At 65.2% G+C, this 18,268-nt stretch carries 19 protein-coding genes; 13 read left to right on the top strand and 6 right to left on the bottom strand.

Features of this window, described 5'->3' with window-relative positions:
• The first annotated feature begins 228 nt into the window (after positions 1-228).
• The 4 genes from rbfA to Q0627_RS16110 all read left to right on the top strand — a co-directional run bounded on the left by rbfA (position 229) and on the right by Q0627_RS16110 (position 3,597).
• A complete protein-coding gene (gene rbfA, locus Q0627_RS16125; protein WP_291017602.1) occupies positions 229-678 on the top strand; it encodes a 30S ribosome-binding factor RbfA in 450 nt (149 codons plus the stop codon).
• A complete protein-coding gene (locus Q0627_RS16120) occupies positions 675-1,631 on the top strand; it encodes a bifunctional oligoribonuclease/PAP phosphatase NrnA (protein WP_291017605.1) in 957 nt (318 codons plus the stop codon). Before rbfA ends, Q0627_RS16120 begins: the two co-directional genes overlap by 4 nt.
• Positions 1,632-1,684: 53 nt before the next feature.
• The gene (locus tag Q0627_RS16115; protein ID WP_291017608.1) at positions 1,685-3,013 is read left to right on the top strand and encodes an MATE family efflux transporter; all 1,329 of its coding nucleotides are present in this window, start codon (positions 1,685-1,687) and stop codon (positions 3,011-3,013) included.
• An 86-nt stretch (positions 3,014-3,099) separates the two neighbouring features.
• Positions 3,100-3,597 (top strand): DUF3060 domain-containing protein, encoded by a 498-nt coding sequence (locus tag Q0627_RS16110; RefSeq protein WP_291017610.1) that lies wholly within the window; start codon positions 3,100-3,102, stop codon positions 3,595-3,597.
• On the opposite strand, the gene Q0627_RS16105 is transcribed toward Q0627_RS16110, so the two are convergent.
• On the bottom strand, positions 3,587-6,079 hold the full coding sequence (locus Q0627_RS16105) for a glycoside hydrolase family 2 TIM barrel-domain containing protein (protein WP_291017613.1): 2,493 nt from the start codon (positions 6,077-6,079) through the stop codon (positions 3,587-3,589). The two genes, Q0627_RS16110 and Q0627_RS16105, sit on opposite strands and share 11 nt — an antisense overlap.
• A 121-nt stretch (positions 6,080-6,200) precedes the next feature.
• On the opposite strand from Q0627_RS16105, the gene Q0627_RS16100 reads away from it, so the two are divergent.
• The 4 genes from Q0627_RS16100 to Q0627_RS16085 all read left to right on the top strand — a co-directional run bounded on the left by Q0627_RS16100 (position 6,201) and on the right by Q0627_RS16085 (position 9,819).
• A complete protein-coding gene (locus Q0627_RS16100; RefSeq protein WP_291017616.1) occupies positions 6,201-7,169 on the top strand; it encodes a metallophosphoesterase in 969 nt (322 codons plus the stop codon).
• A 79-nt stretch (positions 7,170-7,248) separates the two neighbouring features.
• A complete protein-coding gene (locus Q0627_RS16095) occupies positions 7,249-8,169 on the top strand; it encodes a metal ABC transporter substrate-binding protein (RefSeq protein ID WP_291017618.1) in 921 nt (306 codons plus the stop codon).
• 4 nt (positions 8,170-8,173) lie between these two features.
• Positions 8,174-8,932, top strand: a complete 759-nt coding sequence (locus Q0627_RS16090; RefSeq protein ID WP_291017620.1) for a metal ABC transporter ATP-binding protein — start codon at positions 8,174-8,176, stop codon at positions 8,930-8,932.
• A gap of 35 nt (positions 8,933-8,967) precedes the next feature.
• Positions 8,968-9,819 (top strand): metal ABC transporter permease, encoded by an 852-nt coding sequence (locus Q0627_RS16085; RefSeq protein WP_298811401.1) that lies wholly within the window; start codon positions 8,968-8,970, stop codon positions 9,817-9,819.
• A gap of 31 nt (positions 9,820-9,850) precedes the next feature.
• On the opposite strand, the gene Q0627_RS16080 is transcribed toward Q0627_RS16085, so the two are convergent.
• Positions 9,851-10,465, bottom strand: coding sequence for a class I SAM-dependent methyltransferase (locus Q0627_RS16080; protein WP_291011997.1), 615 nt, complete (start codon positions 10,463-10,465; stop codon positions 9,851-9,853).
• A 125-nt stretch (positions 10,466-10,590) separates the two neighbouring features.
• Between Q0627_RS16080 and Q0627_RS16075 the strand changes: the two genes are divergently transcribed.
• The gene (locus Q0627_RS16075; RefSeq protein ID WP_291012000.1) at positions 10,591-10,833 is read left to right on the top strand and encodes a FitA-like ribbon-helix-helix domain-containing protein; all 243 of its coding nucleotides are present in this window, start codon (positions 10,591-10,593) and stop codon (positions 10,831-10,833) included.
• On the top strand, positions 10,830-11,285 hold the full coding sequence (locus Q0627_RS16070) for a type II toxin-antitoxin system VapC family toxin (protein ID WP_291012003.1): 456 nt from the start codon (positions 10,830-10,832) through the stop codon (positions 11,283-11,285). The genes Q0627_RS16075 and Q0627_RS16070 overlap by 4 nt, the downstream gene beginning before the upstream one ends.
• 95 nt (positions 11,286-11,380) lie before the next feature.
• On the opposite strand, the gene Q0627_RS16065 is transcribed toward Q0627_RS16070, so the two are convergent.
• Together Q0627_RS16065 and Q0627_RS16060 are read right to left on the bottom strand one after the other, a co-directional pair.
• Complete coding sequence (locus Q0627_RS16065) at positions 11,381-12,586, bottom strand: PIN domain-containing protein (protein ID WP_291012004.1); 1,206 nt, start codon at positions 12,584-12,586, stop codon at positions 11,381-11,383.
• Positions 12,583-12,966 carry a helix-turn-helix domain-containing protein gene (locus tag Q0627_RS16060; protein ID WP_291012006.1) on the bottom strand — a complete coding sequence of 128 codons (384 nt, stop codon included), beginning with the start codon at positions 12,964-12,966 and terminating at the stop codon, positions 12,583-12,585. The genes Q0627_RS16065 and Q0627_RS16060 overlap by 4 nt, the downstream gene beginning before the upstream one ends.
• 198 nt (positions 12,967-13,164) lie before the next feature.
• Between Q0627_RS16060 and Q0627_RS16055 the strand changes: the two genes are divergently transcribed.
• The 3 genes from Q0627_RS16055 to truB are packed head-to-tail and all read left to right on the top strand — an operon-like array spanning position 13,165 to position 15,177.
• The gene (locus tag Q0627_RS16055) at positions 13,165-13,563 is read left to right on the top strand and encodes a hypothetical protein (protein ID WP_291012008.1); all 399 of its coding nucleotides are present in this window, start codon (positions 13,165-13,167) and stop codon (positions 13,561-13,563) included.
• A 35-nt stretch (positions 13,564-13,598) separates the two neighbouring features.
• Positions 13,599-14,273 carry a 4'-phosphopantetheinyl transferase gene (locus Q0627_RS16050; RefSeq protein WP_291012012.1) on the top strand — a complete coding sequence of 225 codons (675 nt, stop codon included), beginning with the start codon at positions 13,599-13,601 and terminating at the stop codon, positions 14,271-14,273.
• A 1-nt stretch (position 14,274) separates the two neighbouring features.
• On the top strand, positions 14,275-15,177 hold the full coding sequence (truB, locus tag Q0627_RS16045; RefSeq protein WP_291012014.1) for a tRNA pseudouridine(55) synthase TruB: 903 nt from the start codon (positions 14,275-14,277) through the stop codon (positions 15,175-15,177).
• A gap of 157 nt (positions 15,178-15,334) precedes the next feature.
• On the opposite strand, the gene Q0627_RS16040 is transcribed toward truB, so the two are convergent.
• Together Q0627_RS16040 and Q0627_RS16035 are read right to left on the bottom strand one after the other, a co-directional pair.
• Positions 15,335-16,933 (bottom strand): glycoside hydrolase family 32 protein, encoded by a 1,599-nt coding sequence (locus Q0627_RS16040; protein WP_298811398.1) that lies wholly within the window; start codon positions 16,931-16,933, stop codon positions 15,335-15,337.
• On the bottom strand, positions 16,893-18,221 hold the full coding sequence (locus tag Q0627_RS16035; protein WP_291014085.1) for an MFS transporter: 1,329 nt from the start codon (positions 18,219-18,221) through the stop codon (positions 16,893-16,895). Before Q0627_RS16035 ends, Q0627_RS16040 begins: the two co-directional genes overlap by 41 nt.
• Positions 18,222-18,268 lie beyond the last annotated feature (47 nt).

Raw genomic sequence — 18,268 nt, 5'->3', positions numbered from 1 at the left:
ACAGCGACATCAAGGTCGACGACGTCATCGAGACGTACGAGCTGCGCGAGAAGCCGCGCGACTGATCCGCTGTCCCGCATCCCGGCGCACAGGGTCCACCCGGACCCTGTGCGCTGCGGTCGTGCCCGGTGTTTCCTCCCTTGAAAGTGACGCGTCACACGACGTGGCGTCGCACGCTCCGAGCTCCGGGGGAGTAGTAGTACTTTGAAATGTGAAAGGACGTGACATATGGCTGACCCCGCACGGGCACAACGGCTGGCCAAGCGGATTTCCTCGATCGTGGCCTCCGCTATCGCGCACGACATCAAGGATCCGCGGTTGGCGCACGTCACCATCACCGACGCCCGCGTCACCAACGACCTGCACGAGGCGACGCTCTATTACACAGTGATGGGCGAGTCCATCGATTCGCCGCCCGACTACGCCGAAGCGGCCGCCGGCCTGGCCAAAGCCACCGGAGTCCTGCGGTCCAAGGTCGGTGCGGGGACAGGTGTCCGGTTCACCCCCACGCTGACGTTCGTCCGTGACTCGGTGCCCGACGCGGCCCGGCACATGGAAGAGCTCGTCGCCCGCGCCCGGGCCAACGACCTCGCAGTCGCGCAGCAGGCGGCCGCGGCCCAGCCCGCGGGCGAGGCGGATCCGTACCGGCACGACGACGAGGACGGTCGGACCGAGTGAGGGCGAGCACGCCCCAGGACGTCGCCGAGGTGCTCGGCGATGCGACGGCCGTGACGATTCTCTGTCATGTCCGGCCAGATCCCGACACGATCGGCAGCGGACTGGCGCTGGCCTTGGGGCTGTCGCGGCGCGGCGTCGACGTCGAGGTGTCGTTTCCGGGGTCCGAGAAGCTGCCCCGGTCGCTGACTGCGCTCGCAGGAGCCGATCTGGTGGTTCCCGCCGGTGAGGTGGTGGGTCATCCGGTGGTGGTGTCGGTCGACGCGGCGACCCTCGGTCGTCTCGGCGATCTCGGCGCCGTTTTCGAACGTGCCGAACACAACATCGTCATCGACCATCACGTATCCAACAGCGGATTCGGTGAGTTGAACCTGATCGATCCGGCCGCCGATTGCACATCGATCCTGATCCTGGCGGTCCTCGACGAACTCGGGGCCGAGATCGACGCCGATATCGCCACCTGCGTCTACGCCGGCCTGATCACCGATACGGGTTCCTTCAAATGGGCACGTCCGGAGTCGCTGCGCGTCGGTGCCCGGCTCCTGGACACCGGGGTCGACGGTGCGGCCTGGAGCCGGGTTCTGCTCGACAGCCATCCGGTGTCCTGGTTGTCGCTGGTGTCCAAGGTGCTCGGCGGGGCGCGTTTCGACGCGAACGCCTGCGACGGGCACGGCGTGATCTACGCGGTCGTCGAACACGACATGATGGGGCCGGTGGGCTGGGCCGATGTCGAGAGCATCATCGACGTGCTGCGCGTCGCCGAGGAGGCCGAGGTGGCGGCGGTGTTCAAGGAGACCGCACCGTCGAAGTGGGCCGTGTCGCTGCGGGCCAAGGACAAGGTCGATCTCGTTCCGCTGGCCGGCGCGCACGGCGGCGGTGGCCATCGGCGGGCGGCAGGCTACAGCGACAGCGGTGTGGTCGGCGATGTGGTCGACCGGTTCCTGAGGTCCCTCTGACCACTGGCCCGGCGCCTGCCGACGGTACTGACGGGCGGGTACCCGACACCGGTGTGCGCCGTATCGCGGTGCTGTCGGTGTCCGCTCTGGTGGTGCTGGTCGCGCCGCCTTTCTACCTGCTGCTCGATCTTGCCGTCGTCGGCCGGCTCGGTGGTCACGAACTCGCTGCCCTGGGCGTGGGCACGCTGGTGCTGGCCACCATCAGTACGCAGCTCACCTTCCTCTCATATGGCACGACGGCCCGATCGGCTCGGTTGTTCGGTGCCGGTGATCGCGGCGGTGCTGTGCGTGAGGGTGTGCAGGCGACGTGGGTGGCGCTCGGTGTCGGTGTCCTGCTGATCGTTCTCGCGTATCCGTTGGCGCCGGTGGTGATGGGCGCGCTGGTGGGTTCCGGCGAGGATGGCTCGGCACAGGTCGCGGCCGATGCGACGCGTTGGGTGCGGATCGCGATGTTCGGTGTCCCGCTGATCCTGGCGTCGATGGCGGGCAACGGCTGGATGCGTGGCGTGCAGGACACCCGCAGGCCGGTTCTGTTCGTGCTGTGCGGTTTGTCGATCGGTGCTGCCGGGGTGATCGGGCTGGTCCACGGTGTCGGCTGGTTCCCGCGGCTGGGCCTGACCGGCAGTGCGGTGGCCAACGTGGTCGGCCAGTCGATCACGGGGGCGCTGTTCGTGACCCGGTTGATCGGCGAATCGCGGCGGCGAAGGCTGTCGTTGAGCCCGGATCGCTCGATCATCGCCGCGCAGCTTCTGATGGCGCGTGACCTGATCCTGCGTAGTCTGTCGTTTCAGGTATGTTTCGTGTCGGCGACGGCCGTCGCGGCACGGTTCGGGATGGCCTCCGTGGCCGCCCATCAGGTGACCATTCAGGTGTGGGATTTCGTCGCGTTGCTGCTCGACTCGGTGGCGATCGCCGCGCAGTCGCTGGTGGGTGCGGCGCTCGGGGCCGGTGCGGCCGGCGTAGCAGTCACCGTCGCCCGGCGGGTCACCGTGGTGGCGGTGGCGATCGCCGTGGGCGTGGCCGCCGTGTTCACCCTCGGTGCCGGGGCCATCCCGGGGCTGTTCACCTCAGATGCCGACGTCCGCGACGCCATGCTGGTGCCCTGGTGGTTCCTGGTCGGTATGCTGCCGATCGCCGCGATAGTGTTCGCGCTCGATGGTGTTCTACTCGGTGCCGGCGACGTGGTGTTCCTGCGCAAGGCCACCCTGTTCTCGGCGCTGTGCGGATTTCTGCCGCTGATCTGGTTGTCGCTCGTGCTCGGCTGGGGGCTGGCGGGGATATGGTCGGGTCTGGTGGCGCTGATGGTGTTGCGTCTGATTCTGGTGGTTGTGCGGGTTCTCGGTGGACGCTGGCAACTCGTCGGCACGGAGTCTGTGACCTGATCGGCATTTGCATACCGTGGTGAACGGTGTCCGTAGGATGATTCGCGCCGGCAATGAGTCCGGGCGGCGGGGTGGGGAGCGAACGTATGGCAATGAGACCGGCGAAGACAGCGTTGGTCGTGGGCCTGAGCATGCTGGCACTGTCCGGCTGCGAGCAACTCGACAAGGTCATCGCGACGGAGACCGTCACCGTCACCGAGACCCCCGGCCCCGAGACCCAGGACGGCCTGACTGCGGCCGAGGACAACGACCCGGTCGACGAGGGCAACCAGGAGGAAACGGTCGAAGCCGACGATCAGGTCGGCGGTTCGCGTGACTATTTCCAGGGCCCGACGATCAGCCAGGACCGGGGTGCCGTCGTCTGGACGTGCGGCCGTAAGGCGATCCTGATCAGCGGTGACGCCAACATCGTCACGCTGCTGGGCATGTGTCCTTCGGTGCTGGTCAGCGGCGACGGCAACAAGGTGATCCTCAGCGGCGTCGAGCGGCTGTCGGTGTCGGGCAACGGCAACACCATCACCTACTGGCCCAGCACCGCCAAACTCACTGACACCGGCAACGGCAATACCTACTTCAAACGCTGACGTCGCTTCCGCTGCCCGCTGCGTCGACGGTGAGGGTGAGATCGACGGGTGCGCAACCGCGGGCCGACGCGGTCAGGCGCACCTGGCCGGGCACGTGCCCGGCCCGCAGTACGGCCAGAGCCCGGCCCTGATAGGTGCGGTGTACAGGTGAACAGAACCCTTCTTCGGTGATCGGTTCGGCGCTGCCGAATCCGAGCAGGGCAGCGGCACCGTCGATTTCAAGTGATACAGGACGATCGTCGAGTGGCCGGACGATGCCCTCGGCGTCGGTTATCTCGACATGTACGAACGCCAGGTCGTGGCCGTCAGCGCGTAGCGATCCGGATTCGGCCCGCACCGTCAGGCATAGGTCCGGTCCGGCACTGCGCAGGGTGTCGCGGCCGATCTCAGTGCCGTCTGTGCCGCGCAGTACCGCGGTCAGTTCCCCTGGCGCGTACGGCACGGTGAAGCTGACCAGGTGCCCGGACTTCGCCGATATCTGCCCGCGCCCGACCGGTACTCCGTTCAGGGACAGTTCGGCCACACCGTCTGCGCCGTACACCTCGACCGTCGCGGGTTCGCCTTCCAGCCCGGCCCAGCTCCAGCTGCGGATTGAGTCGGTGGAGCGCCAACTGGAGTCGACCGGCCGGTCCCGCGCATGGTCGACCGGCCGCACCGCCAGATGCGGCCCGTAACTTGAACCCCACGCGATCTCGTTGAGGTAAGTCTGCGTGTGCCGATGCCCGGTGATGTCGAAGTTGGGGGTGCCGGCCGCGAGCGCGGGGTACGGCTGGAACAGCCGAGGACGGTCGTTGTAGCGGGCCGCGGCGATCGCGCCCTCGCCCAGGTAGTCCCAGCCGGTCCACACAAAATCCCCGATGACGTGCGGTTGGTCGGCGATGTCGTGCCAGATCTCGACGGTTTGGGTGGGTGGATTCTCGCTGCCGACGGCGATCCGGTCCGGATGCAGCAGGTGGTCCTGGCGGAACCGGGCAGCCATGTAGTTGTAGCCGGCGATGTCGACGTCGGCGAACGCGTCGCGGGTCTTGCGGTCGACAACCGGTTTGGTGAGGACCACTTTCATGATCTTGCTCATCGCACCCATCGCCAGGTTCAGCAGCAGAATCAGGTTCTTGTTGGCTGCCGTGGTTCCCGCGGCGCGGGCCTTGGCGGCCTTGCTCTGGGCCTTCGCCTCGTCCTTGGAGGCCACCAGATTGAGAAGACCGTTGATGCAGTTGGTGACCGGCCGGGAAGGGTCGAACTCGCGGGTCGTCGCGGCGAGTTGCGCGCCGAGCCGGATTCCGTCGGTGGTCGCGGTCTCGCCGATCTCGTTGCCGATCGAGTACATGATCACCGACGGGTGGTTGATGTCCTTGGCGATCATCGCCGCGAGGTCGGTGCGCCACTGATCGGTGAACTCCAGCGAGGCGTCCCAGGTGGTTTTCGGTCGGGTCCACACGTCGGTGAGCTCGTCCATCACCAACATTCCCAGCTCGTCGCAGGCGTCGAGCATGGCCCGTGATGCGGGGTTGTGGGCGCTGCGGATCGCGTTGAACCCGGCCTCTTTGAGCAGCCGTACGCGCCGGTGCTCGGCGGCCGGGAGACAATGCGCGCCGATCACCCCATGGTCGTGATGTACCGCTGCGCCGCGCAGCTTGGTCGATTCGCCGTTGATCAGCAGTCCCGAGGCCGCAGTCACCTCGACGGTGCGGATCCCGAACCTGGCATGTGCCTCGTCGGTGCGTCCGCCGGCAGCAGTGGTGACGCGCACCGTGTACAGGGTGGGTGATCGGAGTGACCACAGTGCGGGATCGGGTATCTCGACGGTCTGTGTCACGGGCAGCCGGGCTCCGGTGGCCACCTGAACGGTACGCCGCGCCTGCTGTACCGGTTGTCCGGACGGATCGTCGACCGTGATCGCCAACCACACGTCGCGGTCGGTGTCTCCGGCATTGACCACGTCGGTACGGATGTCGAGCGTCGCGGTCCCGGTGGCGACCGTTCGCGTCGTCACCTGTGGGTATCCGGGTGCGATGTGCACCGCCGGCCCGACCAGCACGTGCACGGGACGGTAGATTCCGCTGCCGGTGTACCAGCGGCTGTTGGGTTGCTGCGAGTTGTCGACGATCACCTCGATCGTGTTGGTCTCACCGAACCGCAACCCGGTCAGCGGCACCCTGAACTCGGTGTACCCCGACGGGCAGCCGCCCACCTCGACGCCGTTGAGCAGCACGTGCGAGCGGTGATAGACGCCCTCGAACTCGCACTCGACGACGCAGTCGCGCCACTCCTGCGGGGCGGTGAAGCGCTTGCTGTAGCGGTAGACACCACCGGGGAAGTAGCCGGTGTTGTGCGCAGCCGCGCAATCGGGATCGCGGGTCTCGAACATCATCGCGTCGTACGGCAATGTGGCCGGCCCGACGGTCCGTGCGGGTCGACCGGGCGTCTCGGTCGTGACCGTCCAGTCGGCGTCGAACGAGGAACCGATCACAGAGATCTCCATCCATAGCCCGGCTTCTGATATGTCAGTACATGTAAAACATATCAGCAGGGCGGGACGATGTTCGGTGTTCCCGCGTCCGGGATCGCAATACCGGACGCGGGCTCTGGCACTATGGACCCTCGTGGCTACTCTCTGGGCGATCAGTGATCTGCATGTCGGGCATCGTGGAAACGAGGAGATCGTCGGCAAGATCCGGCCGCAGAGGTCTGATGACTGGCTGATCGTCGCGGGTGACGTCGCCGAACGCACCGACGACATCATCGACACGCTGCGCCGGTTGGAGATGAAGTTCAACACCGTGATCTGGGTACCCGGCAATCACGAGCTGTATACGACCAGCCGCGATCCGCGTCAGTTGTTCGGGGTGGCCCGCTACGACTATCTGGTGCAGGCGTGCCGGGACATCGGCGTGGTGACGCCCGAGGACATCTATCCGCTGTTCGATCCCGGCACGGGGGAACCGCCGGTGCGGATCGTGCCGATGTTCCTGCTGTACGACTACACGTTCCGGCCCGAGGGCACCACGACGACGCTGTCGGCGCTGGCGCTGGCCCGCGAACGCAACGTGGTGGCCACCGACGAGTTCCTGCTGTCCCCGGAACCGTTCCCGACGCGGGACGCGTGGAGCCGTGCGCGGATCGAGGCCACCCGGCTGCGGCTGGAGGCGCTCGATCCGAACGAGAGGAAGGTCCTGATCAACCATTGGCCGCTGCGCCGCGAACCGACCGACGTGCTGATGTATCCGGAGTTCGCGCTGTGGTGCGGCAGCGAGCTGACCGCCGACTGGCACACCCGGTTCAACGCGGTGAACTGCGTGTACGGACACCTGCACATTCCGCGTTCCACCTGGTACGACGGCGTCAAGTTCGATGAGGTGTCGGTCGGCTATCCCCGTGAGTGGAAGAAGCGTGGACTGCCCGAGCCGTTGCTGCGCAAGATCGTTCCCGACGAGGGGGTCAGGCCGGCCGACCTGTCGGAGTTCGGCGAACGTTTCGACCTGCCGCCGGAACTGTATGCCGAGCGGGCCGAGGCATTGCGGCGCCGGGTCGCGCAGGCGGAGGCGCGGCGGCGCATGACCGGCGGGTCCTGATCACCCGATCGTCGTCGCAGGGTGAGAATCAGGTCACCCTTGCTAGAAATTTCGGTTACCCGAAATTAGGGTATCGGGCATGTGGAACTGGTGTCGGTTGCGGTGGAGGGCGCCGGTCGTGGCTGCCGTCGTCGCGGTGGGTGCGCTGTCGGGGTGCGCACCCGAGGATTTCCCCGACGACGGCAAACCGATCGTGGTGACCACCTTCACGGTCCTGGCCGATATCGCCTCGGTGGTGGCCGGCGACCGGATCCACGTGCGGTCCATCACCAAGCCGGGCGCCGAGATCCACGGTTACGAGCCCACCCCCGGCGACATGCGGCGATCGGCGAAAGCCGACCTCATCGTCGACAACGGTCTGAACCTCGAATCGTGGTTCTCCCAGTTCGTCGAGCCGCTCGACGTCGAACATGTCGTGATCAGCGACGGTGTGAAACCGATCGACATCACCTCCGATGCGTATGCGGGTAAACCGAATCCGCACGCCTGGATGAGTCCGTTGAACGTCGAGATCTACGTCGACAATCTGGTGCGGGCCTTCACCGGCATCGACCCCGGCGGCGCCGTCGCGTTCCAGGCCAACGCGGTGGCCTACAAGAAGCAACTGCGGCAGGTGCACGACGACCTGGTCGCGGCGCTGCGCACTGTGCCTGAGAAGCAGCGTGCCCTGGTGACCTGCGAGGGCGCGTTCCCGTACCTGACCCGCGACGCAGGGATCGCCGAACACTACATCTGGCCGGTGAACGCCGAACAGCAGGCCACTCCTAAACAGGTGTCGGAGACCATCGATTATGTCCGTGACAACGACGTGCCGGCGGTGTTCTGCGAGTCGACCGTGTCGGACCGGCCGATGAAACAGGTCGCCGCAGCCACGGGCGCACGGTTCGGCGGCACTCTGTACGTCGACTCGCTGTCGGATGCCGACGGGCCGGTGCCGACCTATCTGGATTTGATCCGCCACGACGCGAAGACCATCGTGTCGGGCCTGACGGGCAGGTGAACCGATGAGAACCACTGATCCGGCCGCGATCGTCGTCGACGACGTGACCGTCCGCTACGGCGACGTGGTCGCCCTCGACGGCGCGTCGCTGACGTTGCGGGCGGGCACGGTGTGCGGGTTGGTCGGGATGAACGGGTCCGGCAAGTCGACGCTGTTCAAGACGATCATGGGTCTGGTGCGGCCCGATGCGGGCACCGTCACCGTCGGCGGCCAGGCACCGCGCACGGCGCGCCGGTCGGCCTCGATCGGGTACGTTCCGCAGTCCGAGGACATCGACTGGCAGTTCCCGGTGTCGGTGGAGGATGTGGTGATGACCGGCCGCTACGGACAACTCGGGTTCACCCGGAGGCCGCGCCGCAAGGACAGGGCGGCTGTCGACGACGCGCTGGCCCGGGTGGAGCTGACCGAGTATCGGCACCGGCAGATCGGCCGGCTCTCCGGAGGTCAGCGCAAACGGGCATTTGTCGCCCGGGGCATCGCCCAGGGGGCGTCGATCCTACTGCTCGATGAGCCGTTCGCCGGTGTCGACAAACGCACCGAGGCCACCATCACCGCGCAGCTGCGGGCCCTGGCCGCCGACGGGGTAACCGTTCTGGTGTCGACGCACGACCTGCATGCACTGCCGGCGCTGGCCGACGAGGCGATCCTGCTGATGCGCAAGGTTCTTGTGCACGACACCCCCGAGACGGTGCTCAAACCGGAAAACCTGGTCCGTGCCTTCGGAGTGGACCCGCTCGACCTGGCACCCGGGGGTGTGGCGTGATCGACTACCTGATCGACCCGTTCACCTACTCGTTCATGGCCCGAGCGCTTGCGACGACGCTCATAGCGTCGGCGGTGTGCGCGTTGCTTTCGTGCTGGCTGGTGCTGATCGGCTGGTCGCTGATGGGCGATGCCGTCTCCCATTCGGTGCTGCCCGGCGTGGTCCTGGCCTACATCGTCGGCGCGCCGTTCGCGCTCGGTGCGGTGGTGTTCGGCTTCCTGGCGGTGGGACTGATCGGTGCGGTCCGTGACCGGGGCCGCATCAAGGAGGACGCGGCGATCGGCATCGTGTTCACCACGCTGTTCGCGGTCGGACTGGTGCTGATCTCGGTGACTCCCAGCCAAACCGACCTCAACCACATCGTGTTCGGCAACGTGCTGGGCGTCTCGCGGTCGGATCTGGTGCAGATCGCGGTGCTCGGCGCGATCGTCGCGGTGGTGTTGCTCCTCAAACGCCGTGACCTGGTCCTGTTCGCGTTCGATCCCATCCACACCCACGCCATCGGACTCAATCCGCGACTGCTCGGCGCACTGCTGCTCGGGCTGCTCGCGCTGACGACCGTCACGGCGTTGCAGGTGGTGGGAATTGTGCTGGTGGTGGCGATGCTCATCATCCCGGGCGCCACCGCCTACCTGCTGACCGACCGGTTCAGCCGGATGCTGGTCATCGCACCCATCGTGTCGATGCTGTGCGGCCTCGTCGGCCTCTACATCTCCTACTACCGCGACACCTCGCCCGGTGGGATGGTCGTGGTGGTGCAGGGCAGCCTGTTCACCCTCGTCTACCTGTTCAGCCCGAGCCATGGGATCGTCACCGGCTGGATCAGACGCCGCCGGCAGCCGCGTCCGGTGGGAGCCAGCCCTGTCGCGGCGGAGTTGAACCAGTGATCATCACCGCGACGGCTACACGTGTTGCTGCTCAGACGGATGCGGTCCCGGTGCTGAGCGCCCCATACGGCCGCGGCGCACCCTTCGCGTAGAACTGATCCAGCTCGGCGACGACCAGCCCGGAACCTGTGAGCAGGGACGGGATGTCGCGGGTGAGGTGGCAGCCGCCGCCCAGCCGTTTCTGGACCGGTTCGAGCAGCCGCTGAGTACGACGCACCTTCTCGTCGGGTGCGCGCCCATGTTCCAGAAAGCACACCGTGCCACCGGGTTTCACAACCCGCCGCAGTTCGGCGAGCGCCGCCGCGACATCGGGAATCGTGCACAGCGTGAACGTACTCAGGGCACTGTCAAAAGTGTTGTCGTCGAACGGAAGTCGCTGACCGTCAAGGCCGGCCCGTTCGATCGGCACCGCCGAGCCCGCTACTCGATCGGCAGCCAACCCCCAGCCGCCGTCGGACGGTTCGACGGCACTGACCCGCGTCACCGCGTCCGGATACAGCCCGACATTGAGCCCGGAACCGAACCCGATCTCCACGACCTCCCCGGTCAGTCCCGCACACGCCCGCTGCCGCAGCGGCCGCATCGCCGCCATCCCGCACGTCTTCTCCACCAGACGCGGCAGAATCCGGTCGTCATAAAAGTCCATGCGCCCATCATGGCGCCTTCGACACGACGGACATGCGGATTGCGTCATCCCTTCGCATTCCTCGTGCTGGTCCACATCACCGCGTCCTTGCTAGCATTGAATGCATTGCATGAAGGAGATGGGCTATGGCGACGTTGACGATCAGGGATCTTGATGACGGCTTGAAGGCTCGACTGCGCATCCGTGCGGCCGAACATGGCCGATCGATGGAGGCTGAAGTTCGTGAAATTCTGCGAACCACGCTCGACGAACCACGCGGTCAGCGCGGACTTGCCACGAGGATCCGTCGTCGCCTCGCCGGCGACGGCTTTGATCTGGAACTGCCTCCCCGCACCGAGATGCCCCGCGCGGCGGAGTTCGACGAGTGATCGTCCTCGACACCGATGTGGTGTCGGAGGTGATCCGCGTCGAACCGAATCCCGAGGTGATCGGGTGGATCGACGGTCTCCTCGATGACGAAGTGTTCATCACGGCCGTCACTGAGGCTGAACTCCTGTACGGGATGGAGCAGCTGCCGGACGGCAAGCGGAAGTCCGCCCTCGGCGGAGCGATTGAGGAGATTGTCGAAGACGATTTCCGCGACAGGGTCTTGCCGTTCGACCATGGCGCTGCGAGCCACTACGGGCGCATCGTGGCCGGTCGCGAACGGGTCGGCAGGCCGATCGCCGCGCTGGACGCGCAGATTGCATCGATCTGTGCGTTCTGGGGCGCGACATTGGCGACTCGCAACATATCGGACTTCGTCGGAACGGGTATTGAGCTCGTGAATCCTTGGGATCCCGTGATCGGTGGAGAGGAATCCGATGCGCATACCCGCTGATTGGACCCCGCACAGACGATCCGGACGGTTCACCTTCTCAGCGAGTGGGGTCACGACGGAGTGACTTGTTCGGTCCGTTTCGGAAGTGCGACCGCTCAAGCTCTGAACGCCTCCGCAAGGGCGATACGGAGGTCATTTCGTGCACCTGGCCGATCGATCCCAGGAGGCGACGGCGACGGTGTGAACACCGTCCGGAGCCCGGGCGCAACGGACGTGAAATCGTGATCGTGCCATCCCTTGCGAATCGCGGAGCCCATGACGACGATAGTCTTCGGGCGTCGGAGATGGGCAACGAAACTTCGGAAGTCCTCCTTGCCCTTGACGAATTCTTCATCGGATGGGTCGAAGTTCCGGATCGGGAAGATACACATATTCCATGCGACGAAGCGCTTGCGGTCGACTCCCAGTTCGCCGAGTAGCTCGAAAAGTGTGGCGGCGACATCGTCGTCATTGTCGAGCGACAACAATCGACCGCTTCCACGTCTGACGTCGGCGTCGGCCTGCGGCGCCTTGAGTAAGAGGACGACCTCCGCATCTATGCCACCGAATGTGGGATCAAGGTATGCGAGTTTGCCTTCGCGGTTCTCCCGCTTGCTGATCCGCCATACGAGTCGGTTGATTTCCAGGACAGCGGGATCCCGTTTCGCTTGCTCCAACCTGTACGCGCGGAGCGCGCCGTCATTCAACGCGCGAGGCGAGGACGGGTATGCGCAAATGCGAGTCTCGACCAGTTCTGCGGCGTTGCGGGCCCCGGCGCGGCGAAGCGCATCGAGTGTTGACTGATCCGTTGCGCCTTTGAGTCCGGTGACGTGTGCCCGGTGCACTTTGATCATGGTCTCTGGATGGTCCGTGATGATGGCGCTCAGGAGACTGTCGGATGTGATCACCTTGATCCCCAATTCTTGCATGACGTCGGGAGGGAAGCCCGTGCGGTCGTCGCTGCACAGCGCTGTTGCTTCGGCAGAGACAGCTGCGGCGATGACGTGGCGGTCGTCCTCGTCGGTCATTCGGTACCCGGCGACGGCCGCTCGTGCTTCATCTGTGATCTCGATCTGGGAATGCGGGAACGCAGAGTTCATGGCCGAGACCAATCGGCGTCCGGCCTCCTTGTCGAAGGACTCGATGTTTGCCGTCAGATGTTCGATGACTTCGTCAAGGATTTCGGCGCTCCAGATGACACGGATCAAGTGGTGAGTCATCGCATAGAGCAGGTAGTCGCGTAAGACACGCGAGTACAGGACGTTGGCATCTCCCAAGACGATGCTGAACAGGGCGCGGGATTCGGCCGAGTCCGCGCTCACTCCAGCAGGCCCAGATCGTTCTGAAGTGAAGAGAGTGCCGTCATGCCGATCTCCATGTGGCGGCGCTCAGTCTCGAGGAACGCGTCGATAGACGCGACGGTGACGCGGTGGTGAGTGCCGACCTTGCGGAAGGCGAGCTGTCCCTGGTTCATCAGCTTGCGAACCTGCGGCCTTGACATACCCAGCAATTGGGCCGCCTCCGCAGGGGTGACTTCCGTCGCGCCGCGAGACAGTACGACTTCGTGACCTTGAGCCTTGGCGTCGATCAACTGGGCAAGCCACTCCGCTGTCTGGCGGGAGACACTGACCTCGACCTCGTCGCCGGCCTGCTCCAGCGCGAGATGCAGCGCGTGAGCGTCGCGAGCCAACAGGTCCGTCATGATCTACCTCCGGCAATAGCTGCAACATCTGAACTTACTGAAATAACTGTAACAGATCGAACCGAAATGCCCCGTGCGGCCGAGTTCGACGAGTGATCACTTTTGACACGAATGCGGTGTCCGAGCTCGTTCGCGATACACCGAACCTCACACTGTCATCGCGTGGATTGACGGCTAACTTGACACTAGAATCTTCTGATGCCGATCCCGTCTGACTGGACCCCGTATCGTCGTGAGGACGGTGAACTTCTCGGCTGGATTGTCGCCGACGACGCGTCGGGCGATGCGTGGACGAGCTACGACGTGCTGGGTCGCGCCGTGGCCGCCGGCGCCGACTGGCTCGACGCCGAGGTCGCCCTCGACGACCACGGTCTCCACTATCTCGCCGACCCGTACATGCTCGAAGGTGTGTGGGCGCAACCGCTGCGGGTGCGTCTGGTGGAGGTCACGCCGGAGCGGATCGTCGTCAAGGAGGAGGACTTCGGGGACATGACCGCCAAGACCGAACGTTTCGTGCTGCCGTGGCCGATGCCGACGGAGCTGCGGTCGGTGCGCCCAGATGATCCGGACGGGTTCACCTTCGGCGCTTCCCACTAGACTCTCGGACGGACTTTCGTAGAAGGGAACTGGGTGTGATCGAGCAGGTTGTGGCGTCCGGTGTCGCGTCGGTGGAGACGTTCGCCGACCCGCCGGGTATCGCGCCGATGGCGGGGGAGGAGGCGATCATCGCCCGCGCCGTCGACAAGCGGCGCCGCGAATTCATCACCGCCCGCGACTGCGCACGCAAGGCGATGGCACAGCTCGGTGTGGAACCGGCGCCGATCTTGCGCTCGCCCACCGGGTCGCCGCAGGAGAAGGCCGCCCCGATCTGGCCGCGCGGCATCGTCGGCTCCATCACCCACACCGACGGCTACCGGGCCGCGGTGGTGGCGTACAAGCTGCAGATACGTTCCCTGGGCATCGACGCCGAACCTCACGAGGCGCTGCCCGACGGGGTGCTCGATCACACGAGCATCGCCGAGGAACGCACCGTGCTCGCGACCCGGCCGTCGGGTCTGCACTGGGACCGACTGCTGTTCTGCGCCAAGGAGGCCACCTTCAAGACGTGGTTCCCGCTGACCAAGCGGTGGCTCGGTTTCGAGGACGCCCACATCACCTTCGAGCAGACCGGCGACAACGAGGGCACGTTCGTGTCCAAGCTCCTCGTGGACGGTTCGGTGATCGACGGCGGCACCCCGCTGACCTCGTTCGACGGTGTGTGGCGCGTCGAGCAGAACTTTATCCTGACCTCGATCGCGCTGACCTGACATGGCCGACGCGTCCATCGAGAACGCCGGACTGCTGATCGTCGACAAAGAAGCCGGCATGACCAGCCACGACGTCGTGTCGCGCTGCCGCAAGATCTTCAACACCCGCCGCGTCGGCCACGCAGGCACGCTCGACCCGATGGCGACGGGCGTGCTGGTGATCGGTATCGAACGCGCCACCAAACTCCTCGGCCTGCTGTCGCTGACGACGAAGGCCTACGAGGCGACGATCCGCCTGGGAGCATCCACCACCACCGACGACCGCGAGGGCGACATCCTCGAAACCATCGACGCCTCAACCGTTTCCGACGACGAGATCCGTTCCGGTGTCGCTGCCCTGACCGGCGACATCGAGCAGGTCCCAGCGAAGGTCAGCGCCATCAAGGTTGACGGCCGCCGTGCCCATGCCCTGGTCCGTGGAGGCAAGGAGTTCGACCTCGAAGCCCGCCCGGTTACGGTGTCCCGCTTCGACATTCATCACATCCGCCGCGACGAGCCGGGTTTCATCGACCTCGACGTGACCGTCGAATGCTCCGCCGGCACCTACATCCGTTCCCTCGCACGCGATCTCGGCGCTACTCTGGGCGTAGGTGGCCACTTGACCGCGCTACGCCGCACCGCCGTCGGCCCCTTCACCCTCGAACATGCGTTGACGCTGGACGAGGTACGCGACAACCCCCACGTCAGCCTCGACATCGACCAGGCCGTCAAACTCTCCTTCCCCCGCCGCGACATCGACGACGACGAAGCCGAATCCATCAGCCAGGGCCGCTGGCTGGAACCCATCGGCCGCAAAGACATCTACGTCGTAGTAGACCCCGCCGACAAAGCCATCGCCCTCATCCAGGAAAAAGGCCGTCGCGCCAGCTCGATCATGGTCGTCCGCCCCGCCACCCTCCGCTGACCCCGGAAACTCCGCTTTTCCTTGTCGCTGACGGCAACAAAACGCGGAGTCCTCGCCGGAGAGGATCAGTGGTGCATCACAACGCCGGATGCGGACACAAACCTTGCGTTCAGGTCTGGATTCCGGAGCTGAACGCAAAGTTCAGCGGTTCCGGGGGCTATGTCGCGGCCGGGGATCGCGATGTCGCACCGGCGAGATCCGATAGTTGCATCGAGACCCGAACCGCCGCACCCTGACCCGAAACACGCACCGACGACGCGTCGAGTGAGCCGATCAGTTCAGTCAGCACCCGCGTTCCGTTTTCGGCGTACACCTCGACGGCGTGCCTGTCGAGCCAGATCGTCAGGGACACGACCGCCGAATCGTCGGGCACAACGGCAGGGGTAGGGCTGACCGGGAGCCGGACGGTGCCGGCGAACTCCGGCGGGAAGCCGTGGGCGGCCGCCTGCCGGTCCAGCGTCAGCTCCTGGGCGGCGCAGATGTAGGTGAGCGTGACGCGGGAGTCGTTGTCGTCGGTGAACTCGACGGCGAACCCCGCAGCTCCGTCCGGTGTGACGTCCAGGTCGATCCGGCATGCACCCCGGATCGACTGCACCACAACGGGTTCAGTGACGACTGTGGGGCTGTCCCCGGCGGGTGGGCCGATGGGGATTTGCCGCACCCTCAGCCGGCCGTGGACCTTCACCAGGGAGAGTCTGCGCGGCAATGTCATTCGTCCACGTTGCGGAGGATCGGCATCGAATGGCATGTGGCGCGCGTAATCCCAGTTGCTCATCCACGCGATGAGTGTTCGGGAGTCGTCATCGAGTCCGGCGAATGTGACCCCCGCATAGCAGTCATGCCCGAAGTCCAGCCAGTTCAGCGCATGCAGGCCGGGCACATCGTCGGCCTGTACGCGCGGCGTGCCATCGTGCGGGGTAAAGGTGCGCCCGTCAAAATCGCCGACGAAGTACTGCGTTCCCGACCCGCCAGCGATGGCTCCCGGGTTGAGGCTGACGAGCAACACCCAGTGCGTCTCGTCGGTGCCGTCGACACGGAGTGGAAACAGGTCCGGGCATTCCCATTCACCGCCGACGGCACCGGCCGGCCCGAATGACGACAGAAACTCCCAGGTCAGCAGGTCGTCGGAACGGTAGAGCACCACCTGACGGTCGATCGCCTCCACGGCGACCATCACCCAGTAGGACTCGTCCTGACCCTGCCATCGGATGATCTTCGGGTCACGGAAGTTGTCCGATCCGCGATCGAGGACCGGATTGCCGCCGTACTTGGTCCAGGTCAGACCCTCATCGGTGCTGTACGCGACGGACTGGACCTGCCTGCCCGTAATGGTGGACATCGAGGTGTAGAGCGCGACGAACGCGGGGACTTCCGGGTTACCGAACCCGGTTGTCCCCGCCTCGTCGACGACCACCGATCCCGAGTACACCTGCTCCCCGTCGTCGAACGCGATGGCCACCGGATGGTCCTCCCAGGTGACCAGGTCGACGCTCGATGCGTGCCCCCAACTGAGGTTCGTATGGTCGACGCCGAGCGGGTTGTACTGGAAGTACAGGTGATAGCGGCCGTTGTGGTGGATCAATCCGTTCGGATCGTTCACCCAATTGCGGGGCGGCGCGTAGTGCAGGCTGTTCATGAATCCGTATCTGTGCAGCGGGGGAGTCGGATCGACCGGCATCCACGATACGTAGCGGGATCGGGTGATGCGCCGCACGCTACTCGACAGCGACTTTCGTGTCGTCGCGAGGTGTGTCATCGTCACTTCTGGTGTCCTTGTGTGCCGTATCGCGGATGAACGGATCGCCGAGGACGTCCTGGTCGTCGTGCTTGAGCGCGAAGTACGCCCATAGTCCGGCTACGAACACCACGCCGGAGATCACGAAGAAGGTGGGCTGATATCCGATGTGGTCGCGCAGACGGCCGAACGCGGGCGCGAGGACGACATTGCCGATCTGTGCAGACACCTCGAAACCCACGAGATAGAGGGTTGCGGAGAGTTTCGACGGGAAATGAACGGTGATGTAACGAAAGATGCCCAGGATGAACAACGGAACCTCGATGGCGTGGAACATCTTCACCACCGACACCAGGACCGGGTCGCTGAACACCGCGGAGCCGAAGATCCGCAGACCCATCACCGCCACGCCCATCAGCAGGATGTTGCGGACACCGACCTTACGCATCAGGATCGGGACAAGCATCATCATTCCGCCTTCGATGAACACCTGGACCGAGTTGAGAACACCGTAGGTCCGTTCACCGGTGTCCTTGTCGGCGAACAATCCGGTGTAGAAGTCGGGAAACATCTGCTGGTCGTAGAGGTTGTAGAAGGTCCAGCTGAAGATCACGAAGATGATGATCTGCCACAGCGCCGGCATTCTCAGCACGCCGGCGATCTCCTGGAAACTGGGTGTCGACGGAGTATCGGTGTGACCGGGAGCGGTAGGTACATTGGTTGTGCGCCAAAAGATCTGGACCAGAAGGCACACGATGCCGAGGACCGATCCGCCGACGAAGTTGATCATCGGGTTGACGGTGAACATGAATCCGGCGATCAGTGCCGCAACCGCGTACCCGAGTGAGCCCCAGCCGCGGGCCTGTCCGTATTCGAATCCGTAGGTTCGGCTCATGCGTTCGGAGAACGCTTCGAGAAGTCCTGCCGCGGCGGTGAATCCGACCGGCAGAAACAGCATTCCCGCGACGACGCCGAGGGTGAATGCGTGCTCAAGCAGCGGTTTGTACACGAAAATCACGAATGGTGCCAGACACGCCATTCCTATCGACGCGACGATCATCAGGTGCCGCTTGAGCGCGAGCCGGTCCTGGATCGTGCCGTAGAGGAACATCACGACCAGGGTGGCCATGGAGTTGGCCGAGTACAGGGTGCCGACCTGCGAGCCGTTGAGGCCCAGGCCGGTGTCGTCGTCGGTGAGCCAGATCTGGAAGAACGACCACCAGATGCCCCACGACGCGAAGAACAGCATCAGCGTCGCGGAGCTTTGTAAGTAGGCGCCGTTTCGGAACAACTGGGTGTTGATGGGCACGAGCAGGACCTCCGTTGGTCTCAGGGCACGTCGATCGGCGCATCGCC

Source organism: uncultured Gordonia sp., from assembly GCF_937858515.1.
In the GTDB taxonomy this organism is placed as follows: domain Bacteria; phylum Actinomycetota; class Actinomycetes; order Mycobacteriales; family Mycobacteriaceae; genus Gordonia.
The sequence above is the reverse complement of the archived record's forward strand: the minus strand, read 5'-3'. Positions and strand labels throughout refer to the sequence as shown.